The following is a 12356-nucleotide window of genomic DNA, read 5'->3' as shown; positions in this document are numbered from 1 at the left end:
ATCACATCGCCACCACTCATCGGCCCCTAAGCGATGACGCCGTCCTGGCCATGTCCCAAGAGCAGTACTCACGACCGCCACCACTACCGGCAAATCGCTGCCACATCTCGATCCATCGGACGCAATCAGAAAATACAAGCAGCCGACCTGGTCCTCACCGATAAAACCGTCCGAACACCGGCGGCCCACGAACCACAATAAACCGGCGGCAGCCGCCTTGTTCTCATCAACTCACTCAGCACGATTCGTCCATGGACCGGACGACGGTCACCGTAGCCGGGGCCGCGTCAACTCCGTGAACTGGAGAATCGTCTGCTGAAGGAACTGCTCGACCGGGTGCTGCGGGACGTGTCCTCGATCGCAGCACGTCTCTGATGGCATCACCCACCGGATCACCCGCTCCCCGAGGGGACGGGGTGCTGGTGCGGTGTTGGCCGGGATGTTCGCGGCAGCAGGTGCCCGGCGAGGAGTGTCGTGGTCACCTCAAATGCGACCGCTGGGACGTCCGACTCCCGTGTGCTACCGGCTGGGTTGGGTTACAGGGGGTGAGGGCCTTCGTGCCGGGCTCGTCAGGCGAAGGCCGGAACGGCGCAGATGGCCGCGCGGAGCGTCGCAGGGGGCACCGAAGGACGGGAGCAATCGTGTCCTTGCCGCCGCTACGGCCCGCGAGAGCGACTTGACGTCTTCAACCTGACTTGGCTCAAATTAGTGCGCACCGCGGTCGTGGATGCGGGTGAGGGCATCGCGGAGGTCGTCGGGTAGCGGGTCGACGGCGGTGAGGGTGTGCTCACCGGCCTGGATGTTGATGGTGCGGTAGCGGCGGGTGGTGCGCACGAACTTCTTGATCGACCAGCCGGTGGTCTGCTCGATCCACCAGCTGACGGCCAGGGCGGCGAACACGACCGTCAGGTGCGCGTCGATCGACTCGCGCTTGTATTGGTAGATCGGCCGCGCACGTAGGTCGTGTTTAGACATTCGGAACGACTTCTCGATGTGGAACAGTCGGTGGTAGGCGTCGATCACGAACTCGGCGGTGACGTCCGGGAGGTTGGTGACGTAGCCTTTGAGGCCGGCAAGGGCGCGTGCCTTGGCTTCCAGGGTCCGGTTGACACTCTTGGTGGCGCCGGTGAGCTGGATGAACCGGTTGCGTTTGACCGCGGTCTTGCCGGCGACGGCCTGCTCGGCCTTGGCGACCTGTTCGTCGATGCCGTGCAGGGTGCGCCGAGCCCGGTCCGCCCGGTACTGGTAGTAGATGATCTGGTCGCGGCGCTGGTCCTTGGGGCCGGCAGGCCAGGGCTGGGTGAAGATGTGCCCGTCGGGGATCTGCTCATCCGGGTGCTCGTGGCGCCACGCCTGGACCACGTACGGCACGTCGGGTATCCGCGCGCCGAGGATGAACGACAACCCCGCGGCCTCGATGGCCTGCTGGTTGGCCGCAGAGATCATGCCAGCGTCGGCCACGACCGTGACATCAGCCAGCTGGTGGGCATCCATGAACGCACGGATGGTCGGCAGCATCGTAGTGGTCTCGCCTCGGTTGCCCTCGAACGCGTTAGCCATCAACGGAAACCCGCTTGCGTCGGTGAGCAGCCCGATCGTGATCTGCGGCTCCAGGCGGCGTTCTTTGGAGAACCCGGGCTCACGGAACCCGTCCCCGGCATCGGTCTCGAAGTACAAGGTGGACACATCGGAGAGAACCAGTGACGCCGGCCCCAGATCAGCGGTGCGGGCGCACGCCGCGGCCAACTTCTGCCGCCAGGACTCTTTCGCGAACGCGGGCAGATGCCGCTGAGGGGCGCGTACGCCAGCGGGTCGAAACCTGCCTCCTCGACTTCCCGCAGACTGTCCAGCTTGCTGGTCGGCTCGACGATCCGTGCCAGCACCAGTAATCGGAACACTTCGTCACCACCAGCGGCCTTCTCGAACCCCAACAGCTGGTAGGCGTGGCCGAGCGCGTCCCACAGGTACCCCATCCGCGACGACGTGATCGCAAGCGGCCCACCACCAGCACCACTGCCGGCCTGCAACGCCGCGAAGTCCGGGCCAAAGTCGAGCTCGGGCTGCCCCACAGCCAGACGCTGCCTCGCCACCGCCTTGAGCGCCTCCAACGCCGCATCGTCATGCGCCGAGCCGATGTGCTCGATGTCCCGCGACCCGCGACGCGAGGAGTGCACGATCTGCACCGCCCTGGCCCCCGACGCCGTCTTCACCGTGCGCCATACGCCACGAGAGACAGCCTAGACCCGGCCGCTTAGTGCGCAGATTTTCGCCGTTCACACGACGAAACCGCAGCTCAACAGCCAGCACCCTACCCAAGATCAGGGATCTTGAGCCAAAGTCAGGTAAGGTGACGGAATGGTCATGCGGGTGGCGGTTCCCGTGCTGCCGTGCCGAGATGTGCAGGCAGCGCGGTCGTACTTCACGGACGTGCTCGGATTCGACACCATATTCACCTGGGAGAACCCACCTAGCTACGCGGCCGTGATCCGCGACACCGCCGAGTTCCACCTGTACGCCGAAAGCAGCGTCGGCCCGGCCAGGGTGACGGTTGTCGTCGACGACGTCGATTCCTGCCACGATGAGCTGCGCGCCCGCGGCGCCGACATCGTCGAGCCACTGGCCGACCGGCCCTACGGGATGCGCGACTTCAACGTACGGACACCCGATGGGCACTTGTTGATCTTTAGCCAGCCGCTTACCGAGTACGGGTGACCATCAGCGGACCAGCCGGAAGAATGACCGGACCTCGTCAACGAACAACGCCGGCTGCTCGAACGCCGCGAAGTGGCCGCCCTTGCCGGGCTCGTTCCAGTACCGGATGTTCGGGAACCGGCGCTCCGCCCACCGCCGAGACGGGCGCTGCAGCTCCTTGGGGAAGACCGAACAGCCGGTGGGTACGGTCACCGGCGCGCTGGCCGACCCGGAGATCTATTCGTTGACCTGCCGGAGGCTTTCCCAGTACAGCCGGGCGGATGAGGCGCCGGTGCCGGGCAGCCAGTAGAGCATCAGGTTGTCGAGCAGCTCATCCCGGGTAATAACCCGATGCAGGTCGCCACCGGAGTCGGTCCACGACCAGAACTTCTCGACGATCCAGGCGCAGAGGGCGGCCGGCGAGTCGACCAGCCCGTAGCCGACCGTCTGCGGCCGGGTCGACTGCTGCGCCGAGTATCCGGAGCCCCATTCGTCCGCCTCCCGCAGTGTCGCGAGCGCCGCCCGCTCGGCACCGGTGAGGTCGTCGAACGTGGCCGGATCGGGCGGTGCGAGCGGCGGCATGAGATGGATGCCGGCGACCCGATCGGGTTGCCGTTGACCGATGCTCGTGGCGATGCTGGTGCCCCAGTCGCTGCCCTGGGCGCCGAACCGCCGGTAGCCGAGCCGGGCCATCAGCTCGCACCACGCGTCGGATATCCGCTCGATCCCCCACCCCGGCGCGGCCGGCTTGTCGCTGAAGCCGTAACCGGGAAGCGATGGGCAGACCCCTAGAACCGGCCGCTTAGTGCGCAGATTTTCGCCGTTCACACGACGAAACCGCAGCTCAACAGCCAGCACCCTACCCAAGATCAGCGATCTTGAGCCAAGTCAGGTTCAACGGCGTAGGTCGACGGCGACGGGTGTCGGAAGCGGAGGCAGGCGTGTCGAGGGCGTCGGCTCGACGGGGATGCTTCGGGGGCGAGCCGAGGGGTGCGGCGGACCGTCCAGGCTGGGCACGGGACGACTCGCCGCCATAGGCCGGTCCGGGGGCTGTCGGGGGTGTTGGTGCCGGATGGTCAGTGCGTGCCGGTGGCGGTCTGGACGGCTCCGCGCAGGGCAGCCCGGGTCAGCAGGAGGACGGGCCCGTCCGGGACCTTACTGTCCCGCACCGCCACCACGCCGTGGAGTCCGGCCAGCTCGACGCAGTTCCCGCCGTTGGGGCCGCTGTAGCTACTCCTGCGCCACTTGGCGATTGTCAGGTCCATTTCTCCTGGATGACCTTTCGGATCAGTTCACGAGACATCACTTGTGTCAGCGCCCGTGAACGGAGCTCGATCAGGGTTCGCGCCAGGATGGAAAGATCTACTGGGGTGTCCGTAGTGATGCCTCGAACCGCTGTCTCGATGTATGCGACCTCACTTCGGTCCTCCATCGTCGCGATCACGAACGAGCCCAGGACACCCTCGTGTTCACCACTTCCCAACACTACTTGAATCGTGACGTTCGGCAACAAACTGAGCTCTAGGAGGTGTTCGAGCTGTTCCCGCATCGTGTCTGGCGTCCCGACGAGGTTGTGAAGCACGTGCTCGTCGAGCAGAAACAGGACAGTCGGTGAGGTCGAGTCGTCATCCTTGGTGAGGATGCTTTGGCGGCTGATGCGAGCGTCCGCGGCTTCCCGGCTGCCGCGCAGCATCGCCAAGGCGTAGTCAGGTGTTTGGGCCAGTCCGGGGACTATCGAATTTTCCCAGCTCACTAGCATCACCGCGTCCGACTCGATCTGAGGCCAGTCGAACCAGATCGGTACCGGATGTCCGTCCTTGTTGAGGTCCTCCCACAAGCTGATGAGAGAGCCACCCGCTTCCAAGTGGTCATCCACTGCGACCACGAAGGCCCGAGTGGCGCGCTTCTTACCGTTCTCGATGCGGCTGACCTGGGGACCACTGACCTTCGTCAAATGCGCGATGGTCTCCTGCTTGACGTCCTTGGCCTCTCGCAGACGGCGCATCTGACGGCCGAAGGCCACCAGGGCGGGGGATTCGCGGGGGCGTTGGCGTCGCGGGGGCATGTTTCCTGCCTTTCGGCGGAATCTGTCGAGTTGCGAGGCTGGCCTACCACCTTCTGCCACCTCTAATCGGTAGGCACATCCTAACTCGAAAATAACTCACCGTGTGTCTCATGCCACACACAGTGAGGAGAGATCATGGACGATGAGACGAAGCACGAGATGGTGGTGAAGCAGGATCCGGAGGTCGTTGCGGAGGTGCGGGAGTTCGTCCGGCTGGTGATCGGCCAGTGGGACATGGACGGGTTCGTGCCCTGCCTGGTGGCAAGCGAGCTGGTTACCAACGCCCTGCGCCACGCCTCCCCGCAGGACGGTGATGTGACCCTGCGACTCGACCGCACCGAGGACGGGACGCTGTGGATAGAGGTCCAGGACGGCACGTCCACCAAGCTGCCCGAGATACAGGAACCCGACCTGACCAGCGAAGTCGGTCGCGGTCTCGTGCTCGTGGACTACTTCTCCCTCTGCTGGGGCGTCCGTCCCCTCGCAGACAAAGCAGGCAAGGTCGTCTTCGCAGTCGTCACCCCATGAAGTCCTCTCGGTGGGACGGCCGGACGGCGCCGTCCCACCGCGTCCCCAGCCGGACCCACTACCCGTGCCGAACTCCTGCCCGGGCGACGTCCCGGTCCACGCGCTGAAACCCACGAGAATCGAACCATCCCCGCGTGCGCGGGGCTGAGGTCGACGCCCCCCGGCAGGGACGGCTGCGCGTAGCTACTTACGTGCACTTGGCGACGCTTTCGCGTTGTTGATGGCGGTGGCGGCCGTGTGGGGGTGGGGTGTGGTGACGGTGACGGTTCGGCCGTTGTTCAGGCGCAGCCGCAGGGTAGGCCCGGAGCGGACGGTGTAGCAGGTGCGTCGCGGCGTCCACCAGAAACCGAAGGCGACGTACAAGGGGTGGAGGTCGATCACTTCGGCGCGCTGGATCTGGTCGAGGTGGTAGGTGCGGCGCGGCCATCCGAGTGCGCCGAAGCGAACGGAGGCCCCGTTGGGGCCGGCCGCCAGTCTGACGCTGGACCCGGTGAGAGCGTAGAGGGCCACACCGGTGACGGAGATCAGTATCGGTGCCAGGTCCCACCAGCTCCCATTCGGTCCTCCTCCGAGGATCAGCAGTGGCAGCAGCAGTACGGCGCTGACGATCACCACGGGCCAGCTCGTCGCGCGGCCGGTATAGATGGACGTCGGGCCGGCGCCGGGAAATCCGGGTGCGGTCATGTCAGCTCCTCGATGAGGCGGATCAGTTCGGTTCGTCCGAGCCCCTGGGCGCGGGCGACGGCGATCAGGGCGTGGGCCGCCTCGGTGACCGAGGCCAGTGGTGCGCCTGCCGGGGTCACCCGGGCTCCGCGTCCCCGGCGGAACTCCAGCAGGCCCTCGTCTCTCAGCTGCCGGTAGGCGGCGAGCACGGTGTTGCGGTCGACCGACAGCGCCGCCGCCAGCTCGGTGGCCGGAGGAAGCTGCTCACCGGTGGTCAGCTCGCCCGATGCCACCCCGTGACGGACGCGACCGGCGATCTGATGCTGCAACGCCTCCGAGGATGAGTGATCAACAGTCCATCGCATGGTGCTAGTATTATTAGCACCATCGGCTCATAAATCAAGCAGGCCAACGCCCAGGGCACGGCGCTGGACTCTGCGCAACCACGATCCATCTCAGCGATAACGCCAGTTCGTGAGCCCCTCGCCCTCGAACGCGCCGAACACGCCCTACGACGCCGCCGACGCATCCACGGCAGCATCGACACCCAGACCCACCCATACCATCCCCGGCCTGATCAGCAAGGGCCAGCAAAGAACCCACGTCCGCCCTGGGCGCCGATGACCGGATACCAGATCATCGGGAAGTGCTACAAGAACCGTCCCCGCGTGCGCGGCGCCGACGGGACGTCTGGCCGTCCGAACGACATCACCCGCGGATCATCCCGCGTGCGCGGGGCCGACCTCGATGACGGCGTTGCGGCTCGATTGTGGACAGGGCCTCGACCGGCATGGCCCCCCTTCCAGGTGGGCGTTCTCAGGTCCTTCCAGGGAAGATGGCCGATGGGAGAGGCGCGTCACTCAGGAGGAACGATGCTGTTCAGGCGGGAGGTCCTTGAGGGGATCGCGGGCGGGCGGATCGACCGGGTGTTCCGGGTGTGGGCCAAGCCTCCGGTCCGCGCGGGGAGCACCCAGCGCACCTGGGCCGGGATCATCGTCATCGACTCGGTCACAGCCGTGACCCCTGAGGAGATCACCGAGGAGGACGCCCTCCGCTCCGGCTTCGAAGGGCGTGCGGCTCTGCTCAGCGCCCTGTCCAAAAGCACCAAGGAGGGCGGCTACCACCGCGTCATGCTCCACATCGGTGGTCCCAACCCCGAAGCAGAACTGGCCGGGAACGCCGACCTGACCGACCAGGAACTGGCCGAACTCAAAGCCACCCTGGACGCCATCGACGCCCGCAGCCGCCGCGCTCCCTGGACTCGCGAGGTCCTTCGCCTTATCGAGGAAAACCCTGGCCTGCGAGCCGCGGATCTGGCCGAACGCCTGGGCCGCGACAGGCTCCCGTTTAAGGCCGACGTCAGACGCCTCAAGTCCCTGGGGCTGACCGAGAGCCTGGAGACCGGCTACCGCCTCTCCCCACGCGGCAAGGCCCTCATGACCTACCTACGCCCCTGACCAACGATCAGCCGCTGCCAGGCGGGGGCCGAGCCACCCGTCGGCGGTCCTGCTACACCGGAGCGCTGGACGGCACGGGCCGAGCGAAAGACTTGGAGGCGGGCACGGCGGGGGCGAACGCTTCTAGAAGCAACACCACCTGCCGCCACCTCCTCGACCGAGGTGAGACGGTGCCTGACGTGCGCTCGTGGTGGGCGTTGACGACCTCGGAAATACGGATGTAGGGCGCGTGTGTCGCCAGGCATGGCCCTCGTCACGTCCGGCGGCGCGTTTGGCGGCGACGCTTGGGGGTGGAGCGCTTCGGCGGTGGCTTCTTACTGGTGGGCTGCTGTTGCGGTTTGCGGCCACGGGAGCTGTTGGGAGTGCGGCCGCGGACGATGCCGATCAGTTCCTCCATGAGGTCGGTCGTCACGGCCTCGGGCCAGGCCAGACCGATCTGGGACTGAGGAGCGTCGGTCACGGTGCGGTAGGTGAGGTCTTTGCGGTGGTGGAGGCGGGCCAAAGACTGCGGGAGCATCAGGACGCCGGTCCCCGACGCCACCAGCTCGATCGCGTCAGCGGTGTTCTCAGGACGGGTGAAGGCGAGCTGCCCGGGGCGGTCGTCCCAGGTCAGGACGTCGTCGAGCGGTTCGAACACGTCCTCGTCGACGAGATCGGCAAGCTTCACCTCCTCCACGGCGGCCACGGCGTGATCCTTCGGCACCACCACCACGGTCGTCTCCAGGTACAGCGGGATCACATGAAGGGCCGCGCGGTCGACGGGCAGGCGTACGAACGCCGCGTCCACGCCACCGTCCCGCAGCAGGGGGACGACCTCGGCGGCGGGCATCTGCACCAGCCGAAGTGGCACCTCCCGCACCCGCTCGGCCCACACCCGAGCCCACTTGCCGGGCGTCACCCCTGGCACATAGGCCAGCCGGAACTCACCATCGGTCACTTCTGCAGCCTAGCCACGCGCCCAGGTGGACCCCTCCTGCTGGATACCCTTGAGATCATGAGCCCGTCCAGGACGAAGACGCCGCAGACCATGAAACCCGCGACCGCGGCCAAGAAGCTGGGAATCCTGCTGTCAGCAGCGCCCGCCGAGTTTCAGGAAGGCCCCGTCTCCCGGAACGAGCTGAACGCGCTCCAAGCCGACCCGCCCCCGTGGCTCGCCGACCTGCGCCGCGAGGGCCCTCACCCCCGCCAGGTCGTCGCCGCCAAGCTCCGCGTCTCCGCCTCAGGTCTGGCCCGCGCAGGCATCACGGGCCCCCTCACCACAGCCGAGATCGAGGACCTGAAGGCCGAGAACCCCGACTGGCTGGAACGCGAGCAGGCCATTCAAGCCGAAGTCCGCAAAGAGAACCTCCGCCTCAAGCAGCAGCGCGCCAAGGCTTGACGCACGCGATCCCTCGGCCGCCGACCGGCAGGAGTGCGTGGGTTTCGCGAGTGGCAGATGACGATGCCTGCGGTGTCGACCTGCCGAGTGGCAGTGGGCCTTCGGTATGCGATAGGCGGAAGGTGGACGAGCGGTGTACATCCGCTTGAGATCGCGCCGGGGCGGAAATGAGAGCACCTCTGACCATGTTTCTGTTGGTCAGATGCGTAGAGGTAGGCAGAGGCGAGGCCGAACCGCCGACCTTCCGCTTTCAGAAGCGGCAATCACTCTGCGGCGGCTCCGTCGGTCGAGGTCAGACGGTGCCTCACGTGTGCCGTGGTGGGCGCCGTGCGGTGATGTTGCCGTCAGGGTTGCCGTCACCGGTCGGTGCTGTCAGGCGACCTTGATGGAGTGGGGGCCGACGCTGACGGTGATATCGAGGTGTCCGCCGAGTGCGGTGGCGTAGGCGCGGAGCGTTTCCAGCTCCATGGCTTCAAGGTCGCCGTTCTCGATCTGGGAGACGCGGGACTGGGAGACGCCGAGGATCTGGGCGATCTCGGCTTGTGTCTTGCCGATGGCCTTGCGAAGTTCCTTGAGGTGGTGGCCGGCGACATAGGCGTCCAGTTCGGCACGGGCCTGGGCTTGCCGCTGGGGGTCGGCCAGTTCGGGGTTGCGGTGGTGGGCTTCGGCCTTGATGTCCTGCCAGCGGCGTCCGGTGCTCATCGTCCGGCCTCCTTGTCTCTCGCGGCCCGGTATTCGCTGTAGCGGGCTTCGGCCAGTGGGATGGCCTGGTCGTACCACCGGGACCACTGCCCGGCTTTGTCTCCGGCCACGAGGAAGATCGCGGCGCGGTCTGGATCGAAGACGAACAGCATGCGGATCTCCGATCGCCCGCGGCTGCCGGGTCGCAGTTCCTTGAGGTTGCGCAGTTCGCTGTGTTCCAGGGTGTCGACGAGCGGCCGTCCCAGTGTCGGTCCTACTACGGCCAGCCTGTCGATGGCCTGCTCGATCAAGGCTGCGGTGTCCACATCGGATTCGCAGAGCTTGAGGAACCAGCTCTCGACTGGTTCGAGGAGGATGACGTCCCAGGACACCCCACCAATATAACCTGTGACTCATATCGATGGTTGACCGTCCGCCGCCGCTGGAGGACATCCGTTGCCGCCAAAGACGACGCCCCGAGCCTGCTGGCTTCGGGGCGTTTCCGCTGCTCAGAGAGGTGGGCAGGGGCGGGGTCGAACCGCCGACCTTCCGCTTTTCAGAAGTGGCAACCACCCTGCGGCCACCCGGTCACCCGGTCACCCGAGGTCATACGGTGTCCGACGTGCGCCGATGGTGTCGGCCTGTTGCCGTCAACGGTCAGTGTCCTTGGGATGGCGTGGGGACGCGTAGACGATCCAGACTGTGCGGTAGTCATCGGTGGTAGGGCGCCGGGCGCCCGCACCTACGGCTTGCTGTGCGGGTTGTGGATGAGGGTGCTGTGGAGCGTGGGTGGTCGGGGGCGCTGCATGACGAGGTAGGGGTATTACGGTCTTCTCTGCCGGTTTCCTGGGGTGAACCTTTCGTGGACCAGGCGTACGGCCATGGCGCCCTCGCCTACCGCAGAGGCGACTCGCTTGACCGATCCGCTGCGGACGTCGCCCACGGCGAAGACGCCCAGGTGGTCGCTCTCCAGGGGGAGCTGTGCGTTCCAGGCGGTGGACTGTCCCGTGATGACGAAGCCACGGTCGTCGAGCGGGACGGTGCCCTCCAGCCAGTCGGTGTGCGGAACGGCTCCGATGAAGACGAACATCGCCCTGGTCGGGATCTCCAGGAACTCCCCGGCGCGCTTGTCGTAGACGCGGACGCCTTTCAGTGTGCCGTCGCCGATGAGTTCGCGTACTTCGGTGTTGTGCTTGATCTCGATGCCGGGGGTCCGGTCGAGCTCGTCGGCGAGGTAGCGGGACATGCTGGCGCGCACGTCCTCACCGCGTACGATCATGTGCACGGACGAGGCGCTCTTGGACAGGTAGAGTGCCGCTTGGCCTGCGGAGTTGCCGCCGCCGACGATGACCACTGGTGAGCGGTCGCACATGCGCAGCTCGAAGGGCGTTGCCGCGTAGTAGACGCCCGATCCCTCGTATTTCTCCAGTTCGGGGACTTCCAGCTTCCGGTAGCGGGCCCCGGTGGCGATGATCACGGCGTGACCCCTGACGGTGTCGCCGTCCTCCAGGAGGACGCCGTAGAAGCCGTTGGCCGGCCGCAGGCCGGTCGCCTTCGCCGGGATGGTCAGCGCCGCGCCGAACTTGTGTGCCTGGATGACGGCGCGCTCGGCGAGCTCGGCGCCCGAGAGGCCGGAGGGGAAGCCGAGGTAGTTCTCGATGCGGGAGGAGGTGCCGGCCTGGCCGCCGGCGGCCACGGCGTCGAGCACGACGGTCGTCAGCCCTTCCGAGGCCCCGTACACGGCGGCGGCCAGCCCGGCCGGGCCGGCACCCACGATGACCAGGTCGCGGACGCGGTCGCCGGGCACCGGGGCGGGCAGGCCGATCGCCTTCGCCAGCTCGCCGACGGTCGGGTTGCGCAGAACCTTGTCGCCGCGCCAGATCACCACCGGGGTGTCCTCGGGCGGGATGCGCAGCTCGCGCAGTAGCGTGCCCGCGGTCTCGTCCTCCTCCAGGTCGATCCACCGGTGCGGCAGCCTGTTGCGGGCGGCGAACTCGCGCAACCGCCGGCAGTCCGCCGAATACCGCGAGCCGATGATGCGGAAGCCGGCGCCCAGCCCGATCAGCAGTGAACGCCGGGCAAGGTAGGCCCGCAGGATGAGGTCGCCGAGCGCCGGGTCGCGCGTCACCAGGGCCCGCACCTGCTCGGCCGGGACGGCCAGCACCTCGCCTGGCTCCCGGACGACGGCGGTCAAGAACCCCGCCTGGCCGGTGAGCAGGCTGAGCTCGCCGAGGAACCGGCGCGGGCCGTGGACGGCGATCGTCTGCTCGTCGGGGCCGTGTCCTTCGACCATGGCCACCTTGCCGGCCAGCACGACGATGAATTCCGTGGTGGGCTCCCCTTCCCTGAACAGGACGTGGCCGGGCAAGACGGCCCGGTGCTCGCCGTGTGGTGAGAGTTCGGTGAGCTGCGCCTCGCTCAGGCGGGGGAAGGCGCCGTACAGGTCCAGTGTCTCCGTCATGTGCGGGCCTCGACGGTGTCCGTGACCCATCTGCGCAGCTCGTGGGCAGGTGAGGCGCCCGTCCGCTGGGCGACGGTCTCGCCGCGGACCATCATCAGGAGCGTCGGGACGTGCTTGATCGTGAAGCGCTCGGACAGGTGTGGCGACCGGTCCACATCGACCTTGACGAGTTTGACCCGGCCGGCCAGTTCCCGGGTGACCTGTTCGAGCACGGGTGTGACCGCCCGGCACGGCGCGCACCAGTCCGCCCAGAAGTCGATGATGACCGGGAGGCCGGCACGCTCGGCGACCTCGGCGAACGTGTCGTCGCCCGCTTCGGCGATCCACGGAAGTGGCCGGTGGCAGTTCCCGCACCGGGGCACGCCGTCGGCGGCGGCGGGGACCCTGTTCCGTTTGCCGCAGTGCGGGCAGGCGACGGTCGTCGGGATCATG

15 protein-coding genes and 1 pseudogene are annotated in these 12356 nt (G+C 67.2%); 4 read left to right on the top strand and 12 right to left on the bottom strand.

The genetic code is table 11. The annotated features are described in order from the left end of the window. Positions 1 to 705: 705 nt before the first annotated feature. Positions 706 to 2210, bottom strand: a pseudogene (locus tag AGRA3207_RS18080) (IS1634 family transposase). Positions 2211 to 2355: 145 nt separating this feature from the next. Here AGRA3207_RS18080 and AGRA3207_RS18075 point away from each other — a divergent pair. Continuing rightward, entirely contained in the window at positions 2356 to 2712 is a 357-nt protein-coding gene (locus AGRA3207_RS18075; protein WP_231335854.1) for a VOC family protein, read from the top strand. Positions 2713 to 2715: 3 nt separating this feature from the next. Here AGRA3207_RS18075 and AGRA3207_RS18070 read toward each other — a convergent pair whose 3' ends face one another. The 4 genes from AGRA3207_RS18070 to AGRA3207_RS18055 all read right to left on the bottom strand — a co-directional run bounded on the left by AGRA3207_RS18070 (position 2716) and on the right by AGRA3207_RS18055 (position 4714). Continuing rightward, on the bottom strand, positions 2716 to 2904 hold the full coding sequence (locus AGRA3207_RS18070; RefSeq protein ID WP_207709950.1) for an alpha/beta fold hydrolase: 189 nt from the start codon (positions 2902 to 2904) through the stop codon (positions 2716 to 2718). 24 nt (positions 2905 to 2928) lie between these two features. Beyond that, complete coding sequence (locus tag AGRA3207_RS18065; protein WP_231335853.1) at positions 2929 to 3549, bottom strand: alpha/beta fold hydrolase; 621 nt, start codon at positions 3547 to 3549, stop codon at positions 2929 to 2931. 218 nt (positions 3550 to 3767) lie between these two features. Further along, positions 3768 to 3956: a DUF397 domain-containing protein gene (locus AGRA3207_RS18060; protein WP_231335852.1), complete on the bottom strand. Its 189-nt coding sequence runs from the start codon at positions 3954 to 3956 to the stop codon at positions 3768 to 3770. Continuing rightward, on the bottom strand, positions 3947 to 4714 hold the full coding sequence (locus tag AGRA3207_RS18055; RefSeq protein WP_231335851.1) for a helix-turn-helix domain-containing protein: 768 nt from the start codon (positions 4712 to 4714) through the stop codon (positions 3947 to 3949). The genes AGRA3207_RS18060 and AGRA3207_RS18055 overlap by 10 nt, the downstream gene beginning before the upstream one ends. 177 nt (positions 4715 to 4891) lie before the next feature. Here AGRA3207_RS18055 and AGRA3207_RS18050 point away from each other — a divergent pair, with 177 nt between their 5' ends. Further along, positions 4892 to 5284, top strand: a complete 393-nt coding sequence (locus AGRA3207_RS18050) for an ATP-binding protein (protein WP_231335849.1) — start codon at positions 4892 to 4894, stop codon at positions 5282 to 5284. A 183-nt stretch (positions 5285 to 5467) separates the two neighbouring features. On the opposite strand, the gene AGRA3207_RS18045 is transcribed toward AGRA3207_RS18050, so the two are convergent. Together AGRA3207_RS18045 and AGRA3207_RS18040 are read right to left on the bottom strand one after the other, a co-directional pair. After that, positions 5468 to 5968 (bottom strand): hypothetical protein, encoded by a 501-nt coding sequence (locus AGRA3207_RS18045; protein WP_231335848.1) that lies wholly within the window; start codon positions 5966 to 5968, stop codon positions 5468 to 5470. After that, on the bottom strand, positions 5965 to 6276 hold the full coding sequence (locus tag AGRA3207_RS18040; protein WP_231335847.1) for a GntR family transcriptional regulator: 312 nt from the start codon (positions 6274 to 6276) through the stop codon (positions 5965 to 5967). The genes AGRA3207_RS18045 and AGRA3207_RS18040 overlap by 4 nt, the downstream gene beginning before the upstream one ends. Before the next feature lie 543 nt (positions 6277 to 6819). On the opposite strand from AGRA3207_RS18040, the gene AGRA3207_RS18035 reads away from it, so the two are divergent. After that, complete coding sequence (locus AGRA3207_RS18035) at positions 6820 to 7404, top strand: hypothetical protein (protein WP_231335846.1); 585 nt, start codon at positions 6820 to 6822, stop codon at positions 7402 to 7404. A 253-nt stretch (positions 7405 to 7657) separates the two neighbouring features. Here AGRA3207_RS18035 and AGRA3207_RS18030 read toward each other — a convergent pair whose 3' ends face one another. After that, positions 7658 to 8341, bottom strand: a complete 684-nt coding sequence (locus AGRA3207_RS18030; protein ID WP_231335845.1) for a LysR family transcriptional regulator substrate-binding protein — start codon at positions 8339 to 8341, stop codon at positions 7658 to 7660. Positions 8342 to 8398: 57 nt separating this feature from the next. Between AGRA3207_RS18030 and AGRA3207_RS18025 the strand changes: the two genes are divergently transcribed. Then, a complete protein-coding gene (locus AGRA3207_RS18025; protein ID WP_231335844.1) occupies positions 8399 to 8782 on the top strand; it encodes a DUF5997 family protein in 384 nt (127 codons plus the stop codon). A gap of 372 nt (positions 8783 to 9154) precedes the next feature. Here the strand turns inward: AGRA3207_RS18025 and AGRA3207_RS18020 are convergent, their stop codons facing one another. The 4 genes from AGRA3207_RS18020 to trxA form a co-directional block, all read right to left on the bottom strand. Beyond that, positions 9155 to 9484 carry a helix-turn-helix domain-containing protein gene (locus tag AGRA3207_RS18020; protein ID WP_231335843.1) on the bottom strand — a complete coding sequence of 110 codons (330 nt, stop codon included), beginning with the start codon at positions 9482 to 9484 and terminating at the stop codon, positions 9155 to 9157. Continuing rightward, complete coding sequence (locus AGRA3207_RS18015) at positions 9481 to 9855, bottom strand: type II toxin-antitoxin system RelE/ParE family toxin (RefSeq protein ID WP_231335842.1); 375 nt, start codon at positions 9853 to 9855, stop codon at positions 9481 to 9483. The genes AGRA3207_RS18020 and AGRA3207_RS18015 overlap by 4 nt, the downstream gene beginning before the upstream one ends. A 431-nt stretch (positions 9856 to 10286) precedes the next feature. Next, positions 10287 to 11924: an FAD-dependent oxidoreductase gene (locus AGRA3207_RS18010; RefSeq protein ID WP_231335841.1), complete on the bottom strand. Its 1638-nt coding sequence runs from the start codon at positions 11922 to 11924 to the stop codon at positions 10287 to 10289. Continuing rightward, the gene (gene trxA / locus AGRA3207_RS18005) at positions 11921 to 12355 is read right to left on the bottom strand and encodes a thioredoxin (protein ID WP_231335840.1); all 435 of its coding nucleotides are present in this window, start codon (positions 12353 to 12355) and stop codon (positions 11921 to 11923) included. Before trxA ends, AGRA3207_RS18010 begins: the two co-directional genes overlap by 4 nt. Position 12356: the final 1 nt, after the last annotated feature.

This window comes from Actinomadura graeca, from assembly GCF_019175365.1.
Taxonomy (GTDB): Bacteria; Actinomycetota; Actinomycetes; order Streptosporangiales; family Streptosporangiaceae; genus Spirillospora; species Spirillospora graeca.
Note: the sequence above shows the minus strand (reverse complement) of the source record. Positions and strands in the feature narration are given on the sequence as shown.

Bases quoted from the DNA above. Each gene is read 5' to 3' on its own strand.
- AGRA3207_RS18060 (WP_231335852.1), bottom strand. From the start codon at position 3,956: ATGGACCTGACAATCGCCAAGTGGCGCAGGAGTAGCTACAGCGGCCCC.
- AGRA3207_RS18020 (WP_231335843.1), bottom strand. From the start codon at position 9,484: ATGAGCACCGGACGCCGCTGGCAGGACATCAAGGCCGAAGCCCACCAC.
- trxA (WP_231335840.1), bottom strand. From the start codon at position 12,355: ATGATCCCGACGACCGTCGCCTGCCCGCACTGCGGCAAACGGAACAGG.
- AGRA3207_RS18025 (WP_231335844.1), top strand. From the start codon at position 8,399: ATGAGCCCGTCCAGGACGAAGACGCCGCAGACCATGAAACCCGCGACC.
- AGRA3207_RS18045 (WP_231335848.1), bottom strand. From the start codon at position 5,968: ATGACCGCACCCGGATTTCCCGGCGCCGGCCCGACGTCCATCTATACC.
- AGRA3207_RS18035 (WP_231335846.1), top strand. From the start codon at position 6,820: ATGCTGTTCAGGCGGGAGGTCCTTGAGGGGATCGCGGGCGGGCGGATC.
- AGRA3207_RS18050 (WP_231335849.1), top strand. From the start codon at position 4,892: ATGGACGATGAGACGAAGCACGAGATGGTGGTGAAGCAGGATCCGGAG.
- AGRA3207_RS18075 (WP_231335854.1), top strand. From the start codon at position 2,356: ATGGTCATGCGGGTGGCGGTTCCCGTGCTGCCGTGCCGAGATGTGCAG.
- AGRA3207_RS18010 (WP_231335841.1), bottom strand. From the start codon at position 11,924: ATGACGGAGACACTGGACCTGTACGGCGCCTTCCCCCGCCTGAGCGAG.